Annotated in this window: 17 protein-coding genes and 1 tRNA gene; 12 read left to right on the top strand and 6 right to left on the bottom strand. The window is 71.1% G+C overall.

All coding sequences use genetic code 11. The features are described 5' to 3' along the window. The first annotated feature begins 77 nt into the window (after nt 1–77). The 3 genes from LJB74_RS03105 (at nt 78) to LJB74_RS03115 (ending at nt 3,005) form a co-directional block, all read left to right on the top strand. The gene (locus LJB74_RS03105; RefSeq protein ID WP_259307150.1) at nt 78–617 is read left to right on the top strand and encodes a single-stranded DNA-binding protein; all 540 of its coding nucleotides are present in this window, start codon (nt 78–80) and stop codon (nt 615–617) included. 123 nt (nt 618–740) lie between these two features. Further along, the gene (gene ettA / locus LJB74_RS03110) at nt 741–2,423 is read left to right on the top strand and encodes an energy-dependent translational throttle protein EttA (protein ID WP_259307151.1); all 1,683 of its coding nucleotides are present in this window, start codon (nt 741–743) and stop codon (nt 2,421–2,423) included. 84 nt (nt 2,424–2,507) lie between these two features. Beyond that, the gene (locus LJB74_RS03115) at nt 2,508–3,005 is read left to right on the top strand and encodes a thioesterase family protein (protein WP_259307152.1); all 498 of its coding nucleotides are present in this window, start codon (nt 2,508–2,510) and stop codon (nt 3,003–3,005) included. Nucleotides 3,006–3,069: 64 nt separating this feature from the next. On the opposite strand, the gene LJB74_RS03120 is transcribed toward LJB74_RS03115, so the two are convergent. Further along, a complete protein-coding gene (locus LJB74_RS03120; RefSeq protein ID WP_259310267.1) occupies nt 3,070–3,921 on the bottom strand; it encodes an acyl-CoA thioesterase II in 852 nt (283 codons plus the stop codon). 131 nt (nt 3,922–4,052) lie between these two features. Continuing rightward, nucleotides 4,053–4,457 (bottom strand): globin, encoded by a 405-nt coding sequence (locus LJB74_RS03125; RefSeq protein WP_259307153.1) that lies wholly within the window; start codon nt 4,455–4,457, stop codon nt 4,053–4,055. A 115-nt stretch (nt 4,458–4,572) separates the two neighbouring features. Between LJB74_RS03125 and LJB74_RS03130 the strand changes: the two genes are divergently transcribed. Next, nucleotides 4,573–4,803 carry a PTS glucose/sucrose transporter subunit IIB gene (locus LJB74_RS03130; protein ID WP_259307154.1) on the top strand — a complete coding sequence of 77 codons (231 nt, stop codon included), beginning with the start codon at nt 4,573–4,575 and terminating at the stop codon, nt 4,801–4,803. A 235-nt stretch (nt 4,804–5,038) separates the two neighbouring features. Continuing rightward, entirely contained in the window at nt 5,039–7,132 is a 2,094-nt protein-coding gene (gene malQ / locus LJB74_RS03135) for a 4-alpha-glucanotransferase (RefSeq protein ID WP_259310268.1), read from the top strand. Between the two features lie 169 nt (nt 7,133–7,301). On the opposite strand, the gene pepN is transcribed toward malQ, so the two are convergent. Next, nucleotides 7,302–9,935 carry an aminopeptidase N gene (pepN, locus tag LJB74_RS03140; RefSeq protein WP_259307155.1) on the bottom strand — a complete coding sequence of 878 codons (2,634 nt, stop codon included), beginning with the start codon at nt 9,933–9,935 and terminating at the stop codon, nt 7,302–7,304. Nucleotides 9,936–10,396: 461 nt separating this feature from the next. Between pepN and LJB74_RS03145 the strand changes: the two genes are divergently transcribed. The 4 genes from LJB74_RS03145 to LJB74_RS03160 all read left to right on the top strand — a co-directional run bounded on the left by LJB74_RS03145 (nt 10,397) and on the right by LJB74_RS03160 (nt 12,717). After that, complete coding sequence (locus LJB74_RS03145; RefSeq protein ID WP_259307156.1) at nt 10,397–10,735, top strand: hypothetical protein; 339 nt, start codon at nt 10,397–10,399, stop codon at nt 10,733–10,735. Nucleotides 10,736–10,750: 15 nt separating this feature from the next. Continuing rightward, nucleotides 10,751–11,467 (top strand): oligoribonuclease, encoded by a 717-nt coding sequence (gene orn / locus LJB74_RS03150; protein ID WP_396125212.1) that lies wholly within the window; start codon nt 10,751–10,753, stop codon nt 11,465–11,467. A gap of 87 nt (nt 11,468–11,554) precedes the next feature. Next, nucleotides 11,555–11,630, top strand: a tRNA-His gene (locus LJB74_RS03155). A 439-nt stretch (nt 11,631–12,069) separates the two neighbouring features. Further along, nucleotides 12,070–12,717 carry a hypothetical protein gene (locus LJB74_RS03160; RefSeq protein WP_259307158.1) on the top strand — a complete coding sequence of 216 codons (648 nt, stop codon included), beginning with the start codon at nt 12,070–12,072 and terminating at the stop codon, nt 12,715–12,717. Between the two features lie 173 nt (nt 12,718–12,890). Here LJB74_RS03160 and LJB74_RS03165 read toward each other — a convergent pair whose 3' ends face one another. Then, entirely contained in the window at nt 12,891–13,799 is a 909-nt protein-coding gene (locus LJB74_RS03165) for a RimK family alpha-L-glutamate ligase (protein ID WP_259307159.1), read from the bottom strand. A 52-nt stretch (nt 13,800–13,851) separates the two neighbouring features. Beyond that, the gene (locus LJB74_RS03170; protein ID WP_259307160.1) at nt 13,852–14,880 is read right to left on the bottom strand and encodes an ABC transporter ATP-binding protein; all 1,029 of its coding nucleotides are present in this window, start codon (nt 14,878–14,880) and stop codon (nt 13,852–13,854) included. A 79-nt stretch (nt 14,881–14,959) separates the two neighbouring features. Between LJB74_RS03170 and LJB74_RS03175 the strand changes: the two genes are divergently transcribed. From LJB74_RS03175 to LJB74_RS03185, 3 genes are all read left to right on the top strand, one after another. Next, nucleotides 14,960–15,631, top strand: a complete 672-nt coding sequence (locus tag LJB74_RS03175; RefSeq protein WP_259307161.1) for an ABC transporter permease — start codon at nt 14,960–14,962, stop codon at nt 15,629–15,631. Continuing rightward, nucleotides 15,628–16,314, top strand: coding sequence for an ABC transporter permease (locus LJB74_RS03180; protein ID WP_259307162.1), 687 nt, complete (start codon nt 15,628–15,630; stop codon nt 16,312–16,314). The genes LJB74_RS03175 and LJB74_RS03180 overlap by 4 nt, the downstream gene beginning before the upstream one ends. A 69-nt stretch (nt 16,315–16,383) precedes the next feature. Further along, nucleotides 16,384–17,400 carry a glycine betaine ABC transporter substrate-binding protein gene (locus LJB74_RS03185; RefSeq protein WP_259307163.1) on the top strand — a complete coding sequence of 339 codons (1,017 nt, stop codon included), beginning with the start codon at nt 16,384–16,386 and terminating at the stop codon, nt 17,398–17,400. A gap of 39 nt (nt 17,401–17,439) precedes the next feature. On the opposite strand, the gene LJB74_RS03190 is transcribed toward LJB74_RS03185, so the two are convergent. Beyond that, entirely contained in the window at nt 17,440–18,906 is a 1,467-nt protein-coding gene (locus LJB74_RS03190) for an NAD(P)/FAD-dependent oxidoreductase (RefSeq protein ID WP_259307164.1), read from the bottom strand. Nucleotides 18,907–18,965: the final 59 nt, after the last annotated feature.

Raw genomic sequence — 18,965 nt, forward strand, 5'->3', positions numbered from 1 at the left:
GCACGAGGACCTCGCCCGTCGCTGCACGATTCCCGCACGGGTCGGCACCGGGCCGGCCCCTGAGCGTGGAGGAACCGATGAGCAGCAACGGACTGACACTGACTTTGACCGGCTGGGTGGGCACCGAGCCCAAGCACTTCCCCGGCTCCACGCCGTTCACCAGCTTCCGGATGGCGAGCACGCGGCGGTTCTTCGACGTCCGTCAGAATGCGTGGGTCGACGGCAAGACGCTCTGGTTCACGATCAAGGTCTGGCGCGAGGCCGCCCTCAACGTCGCGGAGTCCCTGCGGAAGTCCGACCCGGTTGTGGTCACCGGTCGGCTGGGGACGGAGGAGTGGGACAGCCCCGACGGGCCGCGCAGCACGCTCGTGCTCGAGGCCACCTCGATCGGACCGGACCTCACCTACGGCCAGGCCAGGTTCATGCGGACGGTCCACCGGCCCCTGACCGACGCCCCCGACGCGGAGGACCCCGGCGACGAGCCCGGCGCCCGCGAGGACCTCGACGCGCTCGATCAGCTGAGCGAGCTGTTCGAGACCGACGCCGACGCGCAGGCCGACGCACCCGGAGCGAGCGACGCCGGCGATCTGGTCGGCTCGGGCACGGAGCGCGGGTGATCGCCTAGGCTGGGTGACCGACAGCGCCCGGTCGCACACGTGCGGCCGGGCTGCTCACCGAGAGCACCCATCTCGGGTACCGCGCGGTACCCGATCAGCGAATGCAGGGCGGACGAAGAGCCAGTGGCTGAGTTCATCTACACCATGTACAAGGCACGCAAGGCGCACGGCGAGAAGGTCATCCTCGACGACGTCACGATGAGCTTCTACCCGGGAGCCAAGATCGGCGTGGTCGGCCCGAACGGGGCCGGCAAGTCCACGATCCTCAAGATCATGGCCGGTCTCGACCACCCGTCGAACGGCGAGGCGCGCCTCTCCCCCGGCTACACCGTCGGCATCCTGCTGCAGGAACCCCCGCTGAACGAGTCGAAGACCGTGCTCGGCAACGTCGAGGAGGGCGTCGCCGAGATCAAGGCGAAGCTCGACCGGTTCAACGAGATCTCGGCGCTGATGGCCGAGCCGGACGCGGACTTCGACACTCTGCTCGAGGAGATGGGGCACCTGCAGGAGGCGATCGACTCCGCAGACGCCTGGGACCTCGACGCCCAGCTCGAGCAGGCGATGGACGCGCTGCGCTGCCCGCCGCCCGACGCAGACGTCAGCGTGCTCTCCGGTGGTGAGCGCCGCCGGGTCGCCCTGTGCAAGCTGCTCCTCGAGAAGCCGGACCTCCTGCTGCTCGACGAGCCGACCAACCACCTCGACGCCGAGAGCGTGCTCTGGCTCGAGCAGCACCTGACGACCTACCCGGGTGCCGTCCTGGCCGTGACCCACGACCGGTACTTCCTCGACCACGTCGCCGAATGGATCGCCGAGGTCGACCGGGGTCGCCTGTACCCGTACGAGGGCAACTACTCGACCTACCTCGAGAAGAAGGCCGAGCGTCTGCAGATCCAGGGCAAGAAGGACCAGAAGCAGGCCAAGCGGCTCAAGGAAGAGCTCGAGTGGGTCCGGATGAACGCCAAGGGCCGTCAGACCAAGTCGAAGTCCCGCCTCGCCCGCTACGAGGAGATGGCTGCCGAGGCGGACCGCACCCGCAAGCTCGACTTCGAAGAGATCCAGATCCCGCCGGGGCCACGCCTCGGTTCGGTCGTGCTCGAGGCGACCGGTCTGCAGAAGGGCTTCGACGGCCGGACGCTGATCGACGGCCTCTCGTTCAACCTGCCGCGTAACGGGATCGTCGGGGTGATCGGTCCGAACGGCGTCGGCAAGACGACGCTCTTCAAGACGATCGTCGGGCTCGAACCCCTCGACGGCGGCACGCTCAAGATCGGCGAGACGGTCAAGCTCTCGTACGTCGACCAGTCCCGCGGCGGGATCGACCCCAAGAAGTCGCTCTGGGAGGTCGTCTCGGACGGCCTGGACTACATGAAGGTCGGCAACGTCGAGATGCCGTCGCGTGCCTACGTCGCTGCCTTCGGGTTCAAGGGCCCGGACCAGCAGAAGCCCGCCGGCGTGCTCTCCGGCGGTGAGCGCAACAGGCTGAACCTCGCCCTCACGCTCAAGGAGGGCGGCAACGTCCTGCTCCTCGACGAGCCCACCAACGACCTCGACGTCGAGACCCTCGGGTCCCTCGAGAACGCGCTGCTCGAGTTCCCGGGATGCGCCGTCGTCGTCTCTCACGACCGGTGGTTCCTCGACCGCGTGGTGACGCACATCCTCGCGTACGAGGGCACCGAGGAGAACCCGGGCGCCTGGTACTGGTTCGAGGGAAACTTCGCGTCGTACGAGGAGAACAAGGTGGCGCGCCTCGGGGCAGACGCGGCCCGCCCGCACCGGGTCACCTACCGCAAGCTCACGCGCGACTGAACGGACCGGCGGGGTGCGACGGGCGTCAGCGCCCACGGCACCCCGCCGCCCGTCCCCGTCCGGAGCGACGTCCAGGGAGCAGCGATGAGCCGGATCGTCATATCTGTCCAGCTGAGATGGTCCGACATGGACGCCTACGCCCACGTCAACAACGTCGAGATGCTGCGCCTTCTCGAAGAGGCGCGCATCGAGGCCTTCTGGCGACACCCGGCGCCTCCGGCCGACGGCGGGTGGCCCACCGCGGTGCTCGACGCCGGGCCCGGCGCGCAGACGACGACCCTCGTCGCGAGCCAGGAGATCGAGTACGTCCGTCCGCTCGGCTACCGCCGCTCACCGGTGGCGATCACCCTGTGGATCGGCCACCTCGGCGGGGCCAGCATCGACGTCTGCTACGAGGTGACCGACCAGGACGAGGGAACCGGTCAGCCCGTCGAGGTCTACGCCCGAGCGCGGACCACCCTCGTCCTCGTCGACGCGACCACAGGCGCTCCACGGCGGATCACCCCCGACGAGCGGGCCGCCTGGCTGCCGTACCTCGACGAGCCCGTGCGGATCCGCCGCCGGAACGACCGCGACCGCTGAGGGTTCCGCGCGCCGCAGCTCGTGCACCGGCCGACCTGCGGCGCGGCTCGCTGCACGGCACGGCTCACGCCTGCGGCGCGCGCACCATCCCCTCCTGCGCGATCGTCGCCACGAGCGTCCCGTCCCGCGTGTAGACACGGGCGAGCCCGAGACCCCGTCCGCCCTGAGCTGACGGCGACGACTGCTCGAACAGCAGCCAGTCGTCGACCCGGACGTCGCGGTGCCACCACATCGCGTGGTCGAGGCTCGCGATCGACAGTCCACGCGTCGCCCAGCTCAGGCCGTGTCGTCGGAGCACCGGCTCGAGCATCACCTGGTCGCACACGTACGCGAGCAGCGCCCGGTGCACGAGCTGGCTGTCCGGGACGACACCACGGGCTCGCATCCACACCCGCTGCTGGTCGGAGGAACCGTCCCCCTCGACGCCAGGTACTGCCGGCCCCAGGTACAGGGACGACCCGACGTGCCGGACGTCGAAGGCCGCGTAGCGCGTCCAGAACTGCGCGACCGGGTGGTCGAGGGACCCCAGGACCTCGACCGCCGAGTCGATGTCATCCGGACCGGCGTGCGGCTGCGGGGACACCGCGTGGTCGAGACCCGGCTGATCCTCCTGGAAGGACAGGATCATCGAGAGGATCGGGACGTCGTCCTGCAGCGCATGGATCCGGCGCGCCGTGAACGAGCGGCCGTCGCGCAACCGCTCGACGGCGTAGGTGATGGGCTGGTCCACGGCGCCGGCCCGGAGGAAGTACCCGTGCAACGAGTGCGGGAGCCGGTCCGACGGGACCGTGTGACCCGCGGCGATCAACCCTTGCGCGAGCACCTGCCCGCCGAAGACCCGACCGTTGAGCTGAGGCAGGTTCTGCCCGACGAACGTGTCGTCGTCGACGCGGCGGATCTCGAGCGCATCGAGCAGCTCGCGCGTCGGGTCCGGTGCAGCGGGAGCTGCGTCCCGTGCCGCTCCGTCGCCGGCTCCCTCCGTCCGTGCGCGCTCTGCCCGTGTGCTGTCGACCGGCCCGATCCCGGCCCGTCCCTGGTCGGATGTGGTCACCGCGTCCCGTCCTCCGGAGTGTTGATCAGTGAGTGCGCGGCACGCTCGAGGTAGTCCCAGAGCATCGCCTGGTCGAGGGGCGCCAGACCGAGGGACTCGACCGCCGTCCGCATGTGCCGCAACCAGCGGTCCCGTGCCTGCGGCGTCACGGCGAACGGCGCGTGCCGGGCGCGCAGCCGTGGGTGCCCACGCTCGTCGCTGTAGGTGGACGGACCGCCCCAGTACTGCTCGAGGAACATCGTCAGCCGGCGCGCCGCGGGCCCGAGGTCCGCCTCGGGATACATCGGTCTGAGCAGGTCGTCCTCGGCGACTCCGGCGTAGAAGGCCTCGACCAGCCGCTCGAAGGTCTCGTGTCCGCCGATCGATGCGTAGAACGACGCGGCCGGGTCGGTGAAGGTCACCGCGCCATCTTCTCACCGCCACGAGGGTGCCGATCGGCGCGTCGTAGGTGGTGAGCCGCGCGGACTAGTCTGTGGAGCACCACACCGGTGGGGTGTGCGCGACCTGGGGAGTTCTATGAGCAAGGCAGAGCAGATCCTCGTGGCCCTCGGCGGGGCCGCGAACGTCGTCGACCTGGAGCCGTGCATCACACGGTTGCGCGTCGAGGTCGCCGACCCTGCGCTGGTCGACGAGGGCGGGCTCAAGGAGACGGGCGCGTTCGGCGTCGTACGTTCCGGTCGCGTGGTCCAGGTCATCGTCGGCCCCGAGGCGGACAACCTCGCTGCGGAGCTCGACGGCCTGCGCTGAGCGGACCGGACCCGGAGACGTCGCCGACGGGCCTCGGGTACCTCGGCCCTGACGCGTCAGGGCCATGTCCGCCTGCGTCCGGACCCGGTGACCCGGTCGGCGCCCGCCGGCGCTCACGACACCACGGCCGGACGGTTCTGATCGGCCCGACACGACGTTCGTCCCCGGACCGCTCCCCGCTCTCTGGCAGGATCGTGTCGTGTCCGAGACGGTAGTGGGTCTTCCCGATCAGCTGATGCGGCTAGCGGCCGCACACGGCGTGGTGCCCGACTACTGGGGGTTCGACGGCACGCACCGGTGGGTCTCCCCGGAGACGCTGATCGCGGTGCTCGGAGCCCTCGGCGTTGACGCGACGTCACCGGAGCGTGCCGAGGTCGCCCTCGCGCACGCCGAGGACGACCCGTGGCGACAGATGCTCCCACCCGTCGTCGTCGTCCGTGCGGGCACCGACCACGAGCTCGCCGTGCACGTGACCGACGGCGACCCGGTCACCGTATGGGCCGAGCTCGACCCCGAGTTCGGAGGCGGGCGACGCGACCTCGTCCAGCTCGACGTCTACGTCGAGCCGCGCACCATCGACGGACGCAAGGTCGGGCGTGCCACGTTCGCCGTGCCCACCGACCTGCCGCTCGGCTGGCACGAGCTCCACGCCGAGTCCCCACGGGGGTCGGCACGCTGTCAGCTGGTCGTCACCCCCGCCCGCATCGAGCTGTCGGAACAGCTGCGAGACGGTCGCGCCTGGGGCTTCATGACTCAGCTCTACTCGGTGCGCTCGCGCGCGTCGTGGGGCATCGGCGACTTCGCCGACCTCGCCGACCTCGCGTGGCTCGCCGCACGCGACTGCGGTGCGGACTTCCTCATGGTCAACCCCTTGCACGCCGCCGAGCCCGTCGGCCCGATGTCGCCGTCGCCGTACCGCCCCGCGACTCGGCGGTTCATGAACCCCCTCTACCTCCGCGTCGAGGACATCCGCGAGACGGCGTACCTGTCCGCTGCCGATCGCTCCCTCGTCGAGTGGGCTGCCGAGTCCGTGCTCCCGTCCGACACGAGCGACGGCCCGATCGACCGCGACGCCGCGTGGGCAGCGAAGCGCACAGCCCTCGAGGTCGTGTTCCAGGCGCCTCGGTCCCGCGCGCGGCAGGCCGCCTTCGACGAGTTCCGCAAGGACCAGGGTGCCGGTCTCGAGGACTTCGCGCTCTGGTCGGCGCTGTGCGAGCGGTACCAGCACGACGACGCGTGGCCCGCCGAGGCCCTCGACCCGTCGTCCGCCCTCGTCGCCCGTGCCCGCACCGAGCTCGCCGACCGGGTGACGTTCTACTGCTGGCTCCAGTGGGTGGCGGACCTCCAGCTCCGAGCCGCGCAGCAGGCCGCGACCGAAGGTGGCATGTCGATCGGGATCATGCACGACCTCGCGGTGGGTGTGCACCCGGATGGTGCCGAGGCGTGGTCCCAGCGTGACGTGTTCGCCGCCGGGGTCACGGTCGGTGCTCCCCCGGACATGTACAACCAGCAGGGCCAGAACTGGAACCAGCCGCCGTGGCGTCCGAACGCGCTCGCGCGTGCGGGCTACGCGCCGTACCGGGACATGCTTCGCACGATCCTCCGCCACGCCGGTGCCATCAGGATCGACCACGTGATCGGCTTGTTCCGGCTGTGGTGGATCCCCGGAGGCCGCGGGGCCGACGCCGGCGCGTACGTCCGCTACGACCACGAGGCGCTGATCGGCATCCTGTGCCTCGAGGCTCATCGGGCCGGGGCGATCGTGATCGGCGAGGACCTCGGCGTCTTCGAGCCGTGGGTGCGTGGCTACCTCGAGGAGCGCGGCATCCTCGGGACGTCGGTGCTCTGGTTCGAGAACGAGGACGGCGGCCCGATGCCACCGGAGCACTACCGCAAGCTGGCGATGTCGACGGTCACCACGCACGACCTCCCGCCGACCGCCGGGTATCTCGCCGAGGAGCACGTCGCGATCCGCGAACGACTCGGCCTGCTGACGGAACCCGCTGCCGTGGTGCACAAGAAGGCGCGCGACGAGCGTCAGGCCCTTCTCGCGCAGCTCGCCGCACGGGGACTCATCAGCCCCGACCCCACCGAGCGTGAGGTCGTCGAGGCCATGCACCGGTGGATCTTCCAGACGCCGTCGGTCCTGATCGGCGTCGCGCTCGTCGACGCCGTCGGTGAACGCCGCGCCCAGAACCAGCCCGGAACCGATCGGGAGTACCCGAACTGGATGGTCCCGCTCGCCGACAGCGCAGGGCAGGTCGTGCTGCTGGACGACCTGTTCGACAACGCCCGGCTGCGTTCCCTCACGGCCGCGCTCCGTCGTTGACAGGCACGGCTCCGTCGCGGGCAGGCACGCTCCGTCGCTGACCGCCGCGGCCCGTCACCGACGGCTGCGTTCCGTGACTGGCAGAGAAGGTGGGGCGGTCGACCCGCGACCACCCCACCTCCCCGCGCGATCCACCTGTTCGCGCCATCCACCACGTCGCGCCATCCGGTCAGGCCGAGGCGCGGTCGACCTCCTGCGCACGGAGGGCGCGCCGAACGCCGTCACGTGCCTCGAGGACGAGCCGCCGCAGAGCCGGGGTGCGGTCACCGAGACCGTCCAGGAACGCGTCGGTGGCGGCGAGCACGTCCACACCGGGCTCATCCGCGAGATCCACCGGGTACAGCCCGACCACGATGTTCTGGGCGATCTCGTTGGTCCGGGTCGCCCACACGGTCTCGAGCGCCGCGAAGTACGGCTCGACGAAGTCGACGAGCAGGGACCGGTCGTGGACCCGTCCGAACCCGGCGATCGTCGCCTCGTGCACCGCGTTCGGCAGCGTGTCGCTCTCCACGACCGCAGCCCAGGCCGCCGCCTTGGCCTCCTTGGTCGGGATCGCGGCACGCGCCGCCGCCGCCGCCCGCTGGCCCGTCGCCGTGGCATCCCGTCCGAGCTCGGCGTCGATCGCGTCGGCACCGAGCCGACCGGCCGTGACGAGCGAGGTGAGGAGCTCCCACCGCAGGTCCGTGTCGACGCTGAGCCCGTCGAGCGGGCCGGTGCCGTCGAGCAGCCCCGCCACCACGTCGAGATGTTCCGGTGCCGCTGCCCGGCCGGCCAGCACCTTGACGAGCTGAAGCTGCAGGTCGCTGCCTGGCTCCGCGCGCCGGGCAGCCACGACCAGCCGGTCCGTCGTGGCACGGTCGATCGCGTCACGGTCCTCCCGGGCGACGTACAGGTCGAGCGCCGTCGAGAGCTGGCGGAGCAGGACGAGCGCCACCGACGAGTCGGTCTCGTGCTCGATGTTCTCCAGGACGAGGTCGACGAACCGCCGTGCGGGCCACTCCCCGTCGCGGGTCATGTCCCACGCCGCCCCCCAGACGAGGGTCCGCGGCAGCGAGCTCGTGAACGTCGACAGGTGCAGGCGCGCCGTCTCGAGCGACCGCTCGTCCAGCCGGATCTTCGCGTAGGCGAGGTCGTCGTCGTTCACGAGGACCAGGTCGGGGCGACGACGGCCGACCAGCTCCGGGACATCGGTCAGCGCACCCGCCACGTCGAGCTCGACCGTCGAGGTCCGCACGAGCCGCGACACCCCGCCCTCCGTCACGACGTCGTAGCCACCGACCGCGAGCCGGTGCGGACGCAGCGCGTCGACCGGCGCCTCCGGGTGCTCCGCCGGGACCTCCTGGCGGATCGCGAAGGAGGAGACGACCTCGGTGCCGTCCGGTCCTGTCTCCGAGGTGATCACCGGCCGGAGCAGCGTGAGCCCGGCCTGCTCGAGCCACAGCGACGACCACCGGGACAGGTCGCGCCCACTGGTGGCCTCGAGCTCGACCATGAGGTCACGGAGCTCGGTGTTCCCCCAGGCGTGCTTCGCGAAGTACGACCCGACACCGGCAAGGAACTGCTCGCGCCCGACCCACGCGACGAGCTGCTTGAGCACGCTCGCGCCCTTCGCGTACGTGATCCCGTCGAAGTTCACCGAGACGTCCTCGAGGTCGCGGATGTCCGCGACGATCGGGTGCGTCGACGGCAGCTGGTCCTGCCGGTACGCCCAGCTCTTCTCGAGCGAGGAGAACGTGCTCCAGGCGCTGGTCCACTGCGTCGCCTCGGACGCCGCGAGCGTGGACGCGTACTCCGCGAACGACTCGTTGAGCCACAGGTCGTCCCACCACCGCATGGTGACGAGGTCGCCGAACCACATGTGCGCCAGCTCGTGCAGGATCGTCACGGCGCGACGCTCGATCATCGCGTCGGGGACCTTGGAGCGGAACACGTAGCTCTCGAGGAACGTCACCGCACCGACGTTCTCCATCGCCCCGGCGTTGAACTCCGGGACGAAGAGCTGGTCGTACTTCGAGAACGGGTACGGGACGCCGAACGCCTTCTCGTAGAAGGCGAAGCCCGCCCGGGTGAGGTCGACGATGTTGTCGGTGTCGAGGTGCGCGGCGAGCGACTGGCGGCAGTACACACCGAGCGGGATCGTCCGGCCGTCGCTGCTGGTCAGCTCCCCGGTCTCGCGGTGGTACGGCCCGGCGACGACGGCCGTGACGTAGCTCGAGATCCGCGGTGTGGTCTCGAACGTCCACGTCGCGGTGCCGCGGTCGGAGCCGCCGTTCCGGTTGACGCCGCCGTCGACGGGGACCGGTGCACCGAGGGCGGGGTAGTTGGACACGACCTCCCAGTGCGCGGGTGCCGTCACGGTGAATGCGAACGTCGCCTTGAGGTCGGGCTGCTCGAACACGGCAAACACCCGGCGTGAGTCCGCGACCTCGAACTGCGAGTACAGGTACACCTCGTCGTCGACCGGGTCGACGAACCGGTGCAGGCCTTCGCCGGTGTTCATGTACGCGCACGAGGCCTCGACCGTCAGGACGTTGTCCGCCGCGAGGTCGTCGAGCTGGATCCGCGAGTCCGCGAACACCGCCCCGGGGTCGAGGGCCACCCCGTTGAGCTCGATCCGGTGGACCTCGGGGGCGATCAGGTCGACGAACGTCGCGGACCCGGGCTCGGCCGAGAACCGGATCGTCGTGCGTGACGCGAAGGTCGACGGACCCGTGGTCAGGTCCAGGGCGACCTCGTAGGCAGCGACCTCGACGAGCGACGCCCGGGTACGGGCCTCGTCGCGGGTCAGGTTCTCAGCAGGCACGGACAGCTCCTCCAATGACGAGAGTGACGAAGGAATCCTTTCACGCGCTCCGGAGCGGCCCGCACCGCGCCGCCGGAGGGCGTGAACCCGCACGCCAGCGACCCTGTCGGCCAGAAAATCGGGCGACAGCACCACCGCCGCCGTGGTTGTCTCAGAGTCACCGCGGTGATCTCCCGGGCCCGGCCAGGCCCCTCCTTCCCACCCTCGACGGAGAGCACCATGCCCACCTTCCTGCTCAATCTCCTCCGACCACCACGACCCGGGCCGTCACGACGGAACACCCCCAGCCCGGGTTGCCACACCCGACCGACCGAACCCGATCTCGTCGCGGACACCGCGATGTCGACGTGCTTCGGGCCGCTTGCCCGACTGCGCTGAGGCGCCGAACCGACGCCCCAGATCTGACACGATGGACCGGTGATCACACCGCTGCCCGTCCGACCCGCCCTCGCGGATCGCTGATGGGCCGCCATGCGACCGCCGGCCAGGCCGGTCCTCCGGCCCCTGGGCGTCACGGGCTCTGGTGGGAGCGCGCAGCTCTCGCCGTGGTGGCGGCGGCGACGATCACCGGAGTCCTGCGATGGGCGGGCCAGCCCTGGCTCACCTCGCTCCTCGTGGCCGGTGGCGTCGCCGTCGCCGTCGTGGTCGCCGCGCTCGTCGCCGCGACGGTGCCGCCGCCGCACCCGCACGCACACATCCTCGAGCGCGGCCACACCCCAGCCTCCGCACCGCGCCCAGCCCCGGCGCCCCACCGGGAGCCACCCCCACCGGATCCCCGCTCGTGGCCGGGCGGGCCGTAGGCTGACCCGGTGAGCCTGAGCAACCACTCCCCCAGCAGCACGGACCGCATCGTCTGGATCGACTGCGAGATGACAGGCCTCGACCTCGGCGCCGACGCGCTCGTCGAGGTCGCTGCCGTCGTCACGGACTCGGAGCTCAACGTCCTCGGCGAGGGCGTCGACGTGATCATCCGTCCACCGCACGAGGCGCTGGTGCAGATGGGCGACTTCGTCCGCACCATGCACACGACCTCCGGGTTGCTCGACGCCCTCGCAGGCGGCACCACGCTCGCCGAGGCTGAGGCCACCGTGCTCGAGTACGTCCGCGCCTGGGTGCCGGACCCGGGGAAGGCCCCGCTCGCGGGCAACTCCGTCGGGACCGACAAGGCCTTCCTCGAGCGCGACATGCCGGAGCTCGTCGGGCACCTGCACTACCGGATCGTGGACGTCTCCTCGATCAAGGAGCTCGCGCGCCGGTGGTACCCGCGCGTCTACTTCGCGTCGCCGCAGAAGAACGGCGGGCACCGGGCGCTCGCCGACATCCTCGAGAGCATCGACGAGCTCCGGTACTACCGTGCCGCCCTGCTCGTCCCGGAACCGGGCCCCGACTCGAAGGCGGCCAAGGCCATCGCGGACCAGATCGTCGCGACGTCGGTCGCACGGCCGGTGGCGACGCCTGCCGCGACGGCGGCAGCGGTCGCGGGCAGCGGCGCGGCTCCCGACGGCTCCGACACCGCATCCGCCGCGCTCTGACGCGCGGCCAGCGGCCCCGCGGGAGCGACGCGCAGAACCACTCCCCCGGCTCCGGTACACTTTTCGCTGGCCCGGCAACAGGCCGTGGTGGCTATAGCTCAGTTGGTAGAGCACCTGGTTGTGGTCCAGGGGGTCGCGGGTTCAAGTCCCGTTAGCCACCCCACCAAGAACGCGCCCCGGCATCAGCCAGGGCGCGTTCTGCTGTCTCTGGGCCCGTCATCGGCACCGGCCCGTCATCGGTACCGGCCCGGCGACGACCGGGAGGCGAAAGACCCTGTGGTGGGCACCCACTCTGGACGAACACGCAGGGCGCTCCCCATGCGACCGAGAGCGCGAGAAGTCACGGAGTCGCGCGCCGCAATCCTCGGCGCCGCTCACAGTGCACGCTTAGTGTGGGAGCCACGTCCGACAGCCGGATCAACGGCCGTCGGACCATCCAGGGGGCTCAGATTCACGCTGACTCCGGCGTATCCATGACGTGAAGTCGAGAGCAGGTACCGAGAGTGATCAATCGCAGGGGCTCGACCGTCGTTCTCATTCTTCTATGTGCGTCCGCACCCTTCGTCCTTTCAGGGTGCACAGGGGCCACATCTGCTGCGGACATGCCCGCACCGGTCGCATCGGCGTTCCCGACCGTCGGTGTGACGACTGGCTCGGTATCCGCTCCCACCGCGGCGCCCACGGACGTACCTTCGCCGAGCCCCACTCTGTCCGCCGCGGCGATCATCGTTGCGCCTGGGAAGCTGCAGGCATCGGGCGTGGCACCCCTACGGGTCGGAACACATCTGACCCAGGGCGCTGCCACGTCTCCGCTCGCGGTCTGGAAAGCAGATGCTTGCGCGGGCACGGACGTGCCCGGCCGATGGGTCGGCCCGTTCCCCGAGGTCTTCGGCCCATATTCGCTGTGGACCGACAACTCCGGTGAACTGACCCGCATCGACGTGTGGTCCACAGGACCACACCTGGAAGGCGGGATCGGGATCGGTTCCTCACTTGCCGAGTTGCAGAGCGCCCAGCCGGACGCAACATTGATTGCCTCTCCCGCGGCGTCGGGCGACATGGCGCTCTGGCAGATCAATGATGCCAACGGCATCGTCGTCCTCGAGATCTCAAATGACGAGAAGGTCTACCAGAAGCCGGACGGCACGATCCTCGCGATGTCGATCCTCGCGGCCGGAGACCCGCACGGGTTCCTCGACAGCCATGCGCGGTCCTACCACCCCGCCTACGGGGGCGAAGTCTGCGGATGAGTTCGGCGGCGACATCGCGCATCGTCGCTCACTCCCGGCATGCCGCTCGTTCGTATCCGCTCCTTCATGCCGCAGCTCGGCGGCGGGCGGACAAGAACGCGCCCCGGCATCAGCCAGGGCGCGTTCTGCTGTCTCTGAGCCCGCCGTCGCACCACCCGGCGAGGCGCCTCGCGTCAGGCGCCGACCCGGCGCGCGATCGCGTCGGCGAACCGGTCGAGCGCCCCTGGTGCGAGTGCCAGGAACATCGACGGCTCGGTCAGCTCGAGCTCGAGGACGACAGGGTTGCCGGCGTCGTCGGGGAGGAGGTCGACCCGCGCGTAGAGCAGCGGACCGTCGACGCCCGGGAAGAGACCGGGCAGCGCGGCGATGGCGCGGTCCGCCGCCTCGCGCTCCGCCGGGCTGGCCTCGCGGGAGCTCATGGTCTCGACCCGGTACAGGTCCTCGTTCGCCCGGTACGGACCTTCGAGGAGCGGCGCCTTGCGCACCGCATGGCTGAACTCCCCGTCGATGTAGACCATGCCCGTCTCACCGACCGTGTCGACCTGGGTGAGGTACCGCTGGATCATCACGTGGCGGCCGCTCTGCAGGATGTTCTTCGCGTGGGTGATCGCGAGCGAACGCGACGGCGTCACGTCCGCCTGGTACCGCCCGGTGTCCCGCGACCCGGCACTGATGGTCGGCTTGATGACGAAGTCGCCGAACGCCGGGAACCTCGTGTGGATCGCGCGCGAGTCGAAGTTCCGCTCCGGGTCGAGCCAGATCGTCGGGACGGTGGGGACCCCGGCCTCGTCGAGGTCGCGCTGGTACCGCTTGTCGACGTTCCAGGCGATGACCTCGGCGGGGTTGAGCAGCTGCGGGAGGCTGCGCACCCATGCGACGAAGTCACCGGGGTGCTCGGTGTAGTCCCACGTGCTGCGGATCACGACGAGGTCGAAGGCCGTCCAGTCGGTTCCCGGGGCGTTCCAGATCACCGGGACCGCCTCGACCCCGCGGGCCGCGAGCGCACCGATGAGCGGGGCGTCGTCCGCGTCGAGGTCGGGGAGGGCCGTGCAGGTCGCGAGGGCGATGCGAGGAGTCGTCACGCCAGCAGACTACCGACAGGAGCCCGCCAGACCCGCGTCGGACGTCCGGCGGTCACCGGCCGGACCCGACCGTGAGATCGCCGTCCGACAGCCGGTGCAGCGCCGCGAGCAACCCGGCGGCGGTGACGTGCCCGACGAGCGTCCCGGACCGCGTCACCCCGACCCGGTCACGCCCTGCGGCGGCCAGGGCCGAGAGCGTCTCGTCGAGCGTCGCACCGAGCTCGACGGAGACCCCTGACGTCATATCCGGGTCGGCGGACTCGGCGCCCCCCTCGATCGTCACGACGTCCTCGAGCTGCAGCTGTCCGAGTCCGAGAAGACGGACCGCGCGCCCGGTGCCGATGAACGCCTCGACGGTCGCGTTGGCCGGCCGGGAGAGCAGCGTGACGGGGACGTCGAGCTGCTCGACCACCCCACCCGGGCTGAACACGGCGATCCGGTCCCCGAGGTGCACGGCCTCGTCGATGTCGTGGGTGACGAGCATCACCGCCGTCCCGAGGTCCTGCTGGATCCGGCGGAACTCGGTCTGCAACCGCCGACGGCCCTCCGGGTCGACGGCACCGAAGGGCTCGTCCATCAGCAGCACCGGCGGATCGGTGGCCAGGGCGCGCGCCACCCCGACGCGCTGCCGCTCGCCACCGGAGAGCTCGTGGGGGTAGCGCCGCGCGTAGGTGGACGGCTGCAGGCCGACGAGCTCGAGCAGCTCGCCCACCCGCTCCCGGGTGCGACGGCGGTCCCAGCCGAGCAGCTGTGGGACCGTGGCCACGTTCTGGCTCACGGTGCGGTGCGGGAACAGGCCGACGTGCTGGATGACGTAGCCGATCCGGCGCCGGAGCGCCACCGGGTCGACCGTCGTGACGTCCTCGCCCTCCAGGAGGACCTGCCCCGACGTCGGCTCGATCAGCCGGTTCACCATGCGCAGGGTCGTCGACTTGCCGCAGCCCGACGGCCCGACCAGCGCGAGAAGCTCGTGCGGGCGCACCTCCAGGTCGAGGTCGCCCACCGCGATCGTGCCGTCCGGGTACTCCTTGCGGACCGACCGGAACTCGATGACCGGGTCCGTCGTGCCCTGGGTCGCCATGCGTCGACGCTACCCGGCGCCACCGACGACGATCCACCCGGCATCGCCTTGCCGCCGGAGTCCGGGTACGTTCGCTCTGATGAGAGTCGACCCGCCCGCCAACCCGTGGCTGTCGTGGACCTACGTGCAGGACAACTCCGCGGAGATCGCGCGGTACCTCGTCCAGCACACCACGCTGACCGTGCAGGCCCTCCTGGTCGCGCTCGCTGTCGCGGTGCCGCTCGCGGCGATCGCCCACCTGCGCCCACGCCTCGCCGGGCTCGTCCTCGGGACCTCCGGGGTCCTCTACACGATCCCCTCGCTCGCGCTGTTCGCGATCGTCTACCCGTACCTGCGCGACCGCCGCACGACCGTCCTCACCGGACTCGTGCTGTACGCGCTGCTGCTGATCGTGCGGAACACCCTGGTGGGGCTGCGCGGCGTCGACCCGGACGTGCGCGACGCCGCACGGGGGCTCGGGTACGGACGATGGCGGCTGCTGCTCACCGTCGAGCTGCCGAACGCGCTGCCCAGCGTGATGACGGGCCTCCGGCTCGCATCGGCGAGCACGGTCGCGCTCGTCACCGTCGGCGTGGTGATCGGGTACGGGGGGCTCGGCCAGCTCATGTTCCGCGGCTTCTCGAGCGGGTACCACGCCCAGATCATGACGGCGACGCTGCTGTGCCTGGCCGTCGCGCTCGTCCTCGACGTCGCCCTGACCCTCGTCGGGCGCCTCCTGACGCCCTGGGCGAGATCGGCCGCCTCGGTATGAGCTACCTCCAGCTCGCGCTCGCGTGGCTCAACGACCCGCTCAACTGGTCGGGGTCCGGTGGCATCGTCGCGCTGACGGTCGAGCACCTGACGATGTCCGTCCTGGCTGTGGCGCTGGCTGCGGTCGTGGCGCTCCCGGTGGGCATCGGGCTCGGGCACAGCGGTCGTGCGGCGCGGGTCGGGACGGCGACCGTGATGACCACGAACGTCTCACGCGCGCTGCCGACGTTCGCCCTGCTGACGATCTTCGCGTCCACCGGCATCGGCTTCGGCGACCGTCCGACCGTCCTCGCGGCGGCGGTCTTCGCCCTGCCCGTGATCCTCGCGACCGCCTACTCCGGGATCCGCGGGGTCGACGCCGACGTCCGGGACGCCGCCAGCGGGATGGGGATGTCCGGCCTCCGCATCCTGGTGCAGGTGGAGATCCCGTTGGCCGGTCCGATGATCGCCGCGGGCCTGCGGACGGCGGCCGTCCAGGTGGTCGCGACCATCCCGCTCGCGGCTCTCGTCGGCGGAGGAGGGCTGGGGCGCATCGTCGTCGAGGGCTTCGGCACCCAGCGGTACGGGCAGGTCATCGCCGGCGGCGCGCTGGTCGCGACGCTCTGCCTCCTCGTCGAGGGAATTCTCGCGGTCGGTCAGCGGGTTCTCACCCCACGAGCAGTGCGATCGCTGCAAGCCGGATGAGGTATGGGCTTGCGCGAGCCGGATCGCCAGGTTCGAATTGTCCCCAACCCCGCCGACAGGAGACGCTCGATGCGTTCACACCGCGCCACCCTGACCACGGCAGCGACCACTCTGGCCGCCGTCGCCCTCCTCGTCTCCGGGTGCGGAGCGCCAGGATCCTCGGGAACCACCACCCCGGCCGCGACGTCCGCGGCGTCCTCCGGGCTCCCGACCTGCGCGCCCGTCGCGGGCGACACGTTCGTCGCCCTGACCGATGACAAGCACTTGCAGAACCCGGACAACATCATCCCGGCGATCAACGCCGCGGCCGCCTCGGCCGACCCGGAGCTCACGACGCTGCTCGACTCGGTCTCGGCGGTGCTCGACACCCCGACCCTCGTCGGCCTGAACAAGTCGGTCGACGTCGACCGCAAGACCTCCGTCCAGGTGGCGAAGGCGTTCGTGGCCGACAAGGGACTCGCAGCCTCCGACAAGGTCGGTGCCGGCAAGAAGGTCGTCGTCGGCGCACCGAACTTCTCCGAGGGCGCGACCCTGGCGAACATCTACGCCGACGTCCTCGCGAGCGCCGGGTACGACGCGACCACCCAGGACGTCGGCAACCGTGAGCTGTACCTGACGGACCTCGAGTCCGGTGCGATCACCGTCGTCCCCGAGTACGTGAGCACGCTCACCGAGTTCCTCAACACCAAGAAGAACGGCGCCAACGCCCCCGCGGTGGCCACGCCGGACCTGACGGCCACCGTCGCGAAGCTCACCGAGCTCGGCTCCGGCGTCGGCCTCAGCTTCGGGACGCCCGCCGCCGCGCAGGACCAGAACGCGTTCGCGGTCACCACGGCCTTCGCCGACAAGTACAAGGTGAAGACGTTGTCCCAGCTCGCCTCGGCCTGCGGCGGGATCATCCTCGGCGGCCCGCCGGAGTGCCCGGACCGCACGTTCTGCGAGGTCGGTCTGAAGTCGACGTACGGCCTGGACATCACCGAGTTCACGTCGCTCGACGCCGGCGGCAACCTCACCAAGGACGCGCTCCGCCAGGGCAAGATCACCCTCGGTCTGATCTTCTCGAGCGACGCCTCGCTCGCGTCCTGACCAGACCCCGTCGCGGTTCCTGGCCGCCGGCTGCTGTCCTCAGCAGCCGGCGGCCTCGAGCAGGCGCAGCCACACCTCGCTGACCGTCGGGTAGGCGGGAACGGCGTGCCACAGCCGGTCGATCGGCACGGCGGCGGTCACCGCGATCGTCGCCGCATGGACCAGCTCGGCCGCGTCCTGCCCGGTGAACGTCGCCCCGAGCACCGTCCCGACCGCGTCGTCCAGGACGAGCTGAGCCGTGCCGACGTACCCCACGGCGGCGACGTACGCCCCGGCGACCGACCCGGTCGCGTACCGGACCGTCCGGACGTCGTGGCCGCGACGACGCGCCTCCGCCTCGGTGAGCCCGACCCAGGCGACCTCGGGGCGGGAGAAGACGACCTGCGGCACGGCACCCGCGTCGGCGGTCGCCCGGTAGCGGCTCCACGCGGTTGCGGACCGCTCCTCGCGGGCACGCTCCTCCCCTTCGGACCCGGGGTCCGCCGCGAACCGGGCCGCAATCACGTCACCGGCGACCCGGGCGTCGTACTTCCCCTGGTGGGTCGTCGCGGTGCGCCCGGTCACGTCCCCCACGGCGAACAGCCACCCGTCGGCCACCGCGGTCACCTGCAGCGCATCGTCGACCGCAACAGGAGCGCCGGGGAGCAGCCCGATCGTCTCCAGGCCGAGGTCGGTGGTCCGTGGCTCGCGACCGGTCGCGACGAGGACCTCGGTCGCGTGCAGCTCGCTTGCGTCGTCGAGGACCAGGTGCACGCCGTCGCCGTCGCGCCGCACCGTCGTCGCCCGCGTGCCGAGCCGGAGGTCGATGCCGAGGTCCCGGAGCCCGTCGGCGACCTCCTGCGCGGCGAACGGCTCCGCGCGGGGCAGCAACCGGTCACCGCGGACGAGGACCGTGACCGCACTGCCCAGGTCGGTGTAGGCGACGGCCATCTCGACGGCGACCACGCCGCCGCCGAGGATCACGAGCGACGCCGGCACGGCCTCGACCGAGGTCGCCTCGCGGCTCGTCCACGGGGAGGACTCCGCGAGTCCGGGGATCGGGGGCACGACGGGGTCGCTGCCGGTCGCCAGGACGACCGCGCGACGGGCCACCACGCGGGTCGTCGTGCCGTCGGGTCCCTCGACCTCGAGCTCACGTGGTCCTGTGAAGCGGGCATGACCGCGCACGAGGGCGATACCGGCGCCGGTGAGCCAGTCGACCTGACCGTCGTCGGACCAGTGCGACGTCACCACGTCCCGTCGCGCCAGAGTCGCTGCGACGTCCACCCGGCCGGTGACGGCCTCTCCCGCGCCCGGCACCGACCGGGCGGCTGCCAGCACCGCTCCTGGCCGCAGGAGGGCCTTGGAGGGCATGCATGCCCAGTAGGAGCACTCACCGCCGGCGAGCTCCCCCTCGATCACGGCGACCTGTAATCCGTGGCGACCTGCGCGGTCGGCGGCGTTCTCGCCGACGGCACCCGCTCCCACCACGACGACGTCAACGACCTGTTCGGCGTTCTCGCTCATGCTGCTCCGTCCGTCGGCACGGTTCGACCGTCCCAGGGTCATCGCGTCGCCCGGTGCGT

Source organism: Cellulomonas sp. P24, from assembly GCF_024704385.1.
In the GTDB taxonomy this organism is placed as follows: Bacteria; Actinomycetota; Actinomycetes; order Actinomycetales; family Cellulomonadaceae; genus JAJDFX01.

Bases quoted from the DNA above. Each gene is read 5' to 3' on its own strand.
- malQ (WP_259310268.1), top strand. From the start codon at position 5,039: ATGCGGCTAGCGGCCGCACACGGCGTGGTGCCCGACTACTGGGGGTTC.
- LJB74_RS03185 (WP_259307163.1), top strand. From the start codon at position 16,384: ATGCGTTCACACCGCGCCACCCTGACCACGGCAGCGACCACTCTGGCC.
- LJB74_RS03105 (WP_259307150.1), top strand. From the start codon at position 78: ATGAGCAGCAACGGACTGACACTGACTTTGACCGGCTGGGTGGGCACC.
- LJB74_RS03180 (WP_259307162.1), top strand. From the start codon at position 15,628: ATGAGCTACCTCCAGCTCGCGCTCGCGTGGCTCAACGACCCGCTCAAC.
- LJB74_RS03160 (WP_259307158.1), top strand. From the start codon at position 12,070: ATGCCCGCACCGGTCGCATCGGCGTTCCCGACCGTCGGTGTGACGACT.
- LJB74_RS03190 (WP_259307164.1), bottom strand. From the start codon at position 18,906: ATGAGCGAGAACGCCGAACAGGTCGTTGACGTCGTCGTGGTGGGAGCG.
- LJB74_RS03170 (WP_259307160.1), bottom strand. From the start codon at position 14,880: ATGGCGACCCAGGGCACGACGGACCCGGTCATCGAGTTCCGGTCGGTC.
- LJB74_RS03145 (WP_259307156.1), top strand. From the start codon at position 10,397: ATGGGCCGCCATGCGACCGCCGGCCAGGCCGGTCCTCCGGCCCCTGGG.
- LJB74_RS03175 (WP_259307161.1), top strand. From the start codon at position 14,960: ATGAGAGTCGACCCGCCCGCCAACCCGTGGCTGTCGTGGACCTACGTG.
- LJB74_RS03130 (WP_259307154.1), top strand. From the start codon at position 4,573: ATGAGCAAGGCAGAGCAGATCCTCGTGGCCCTCGGCGGGGCCGCGAAC.
- LJB74_RS03115 (WP_259307152.1), top strand. From the start codon at position 2,508: ATGAGCCGGATCGTCATATCTGTCCAGCTGAGATGGTCCGACATGGAC.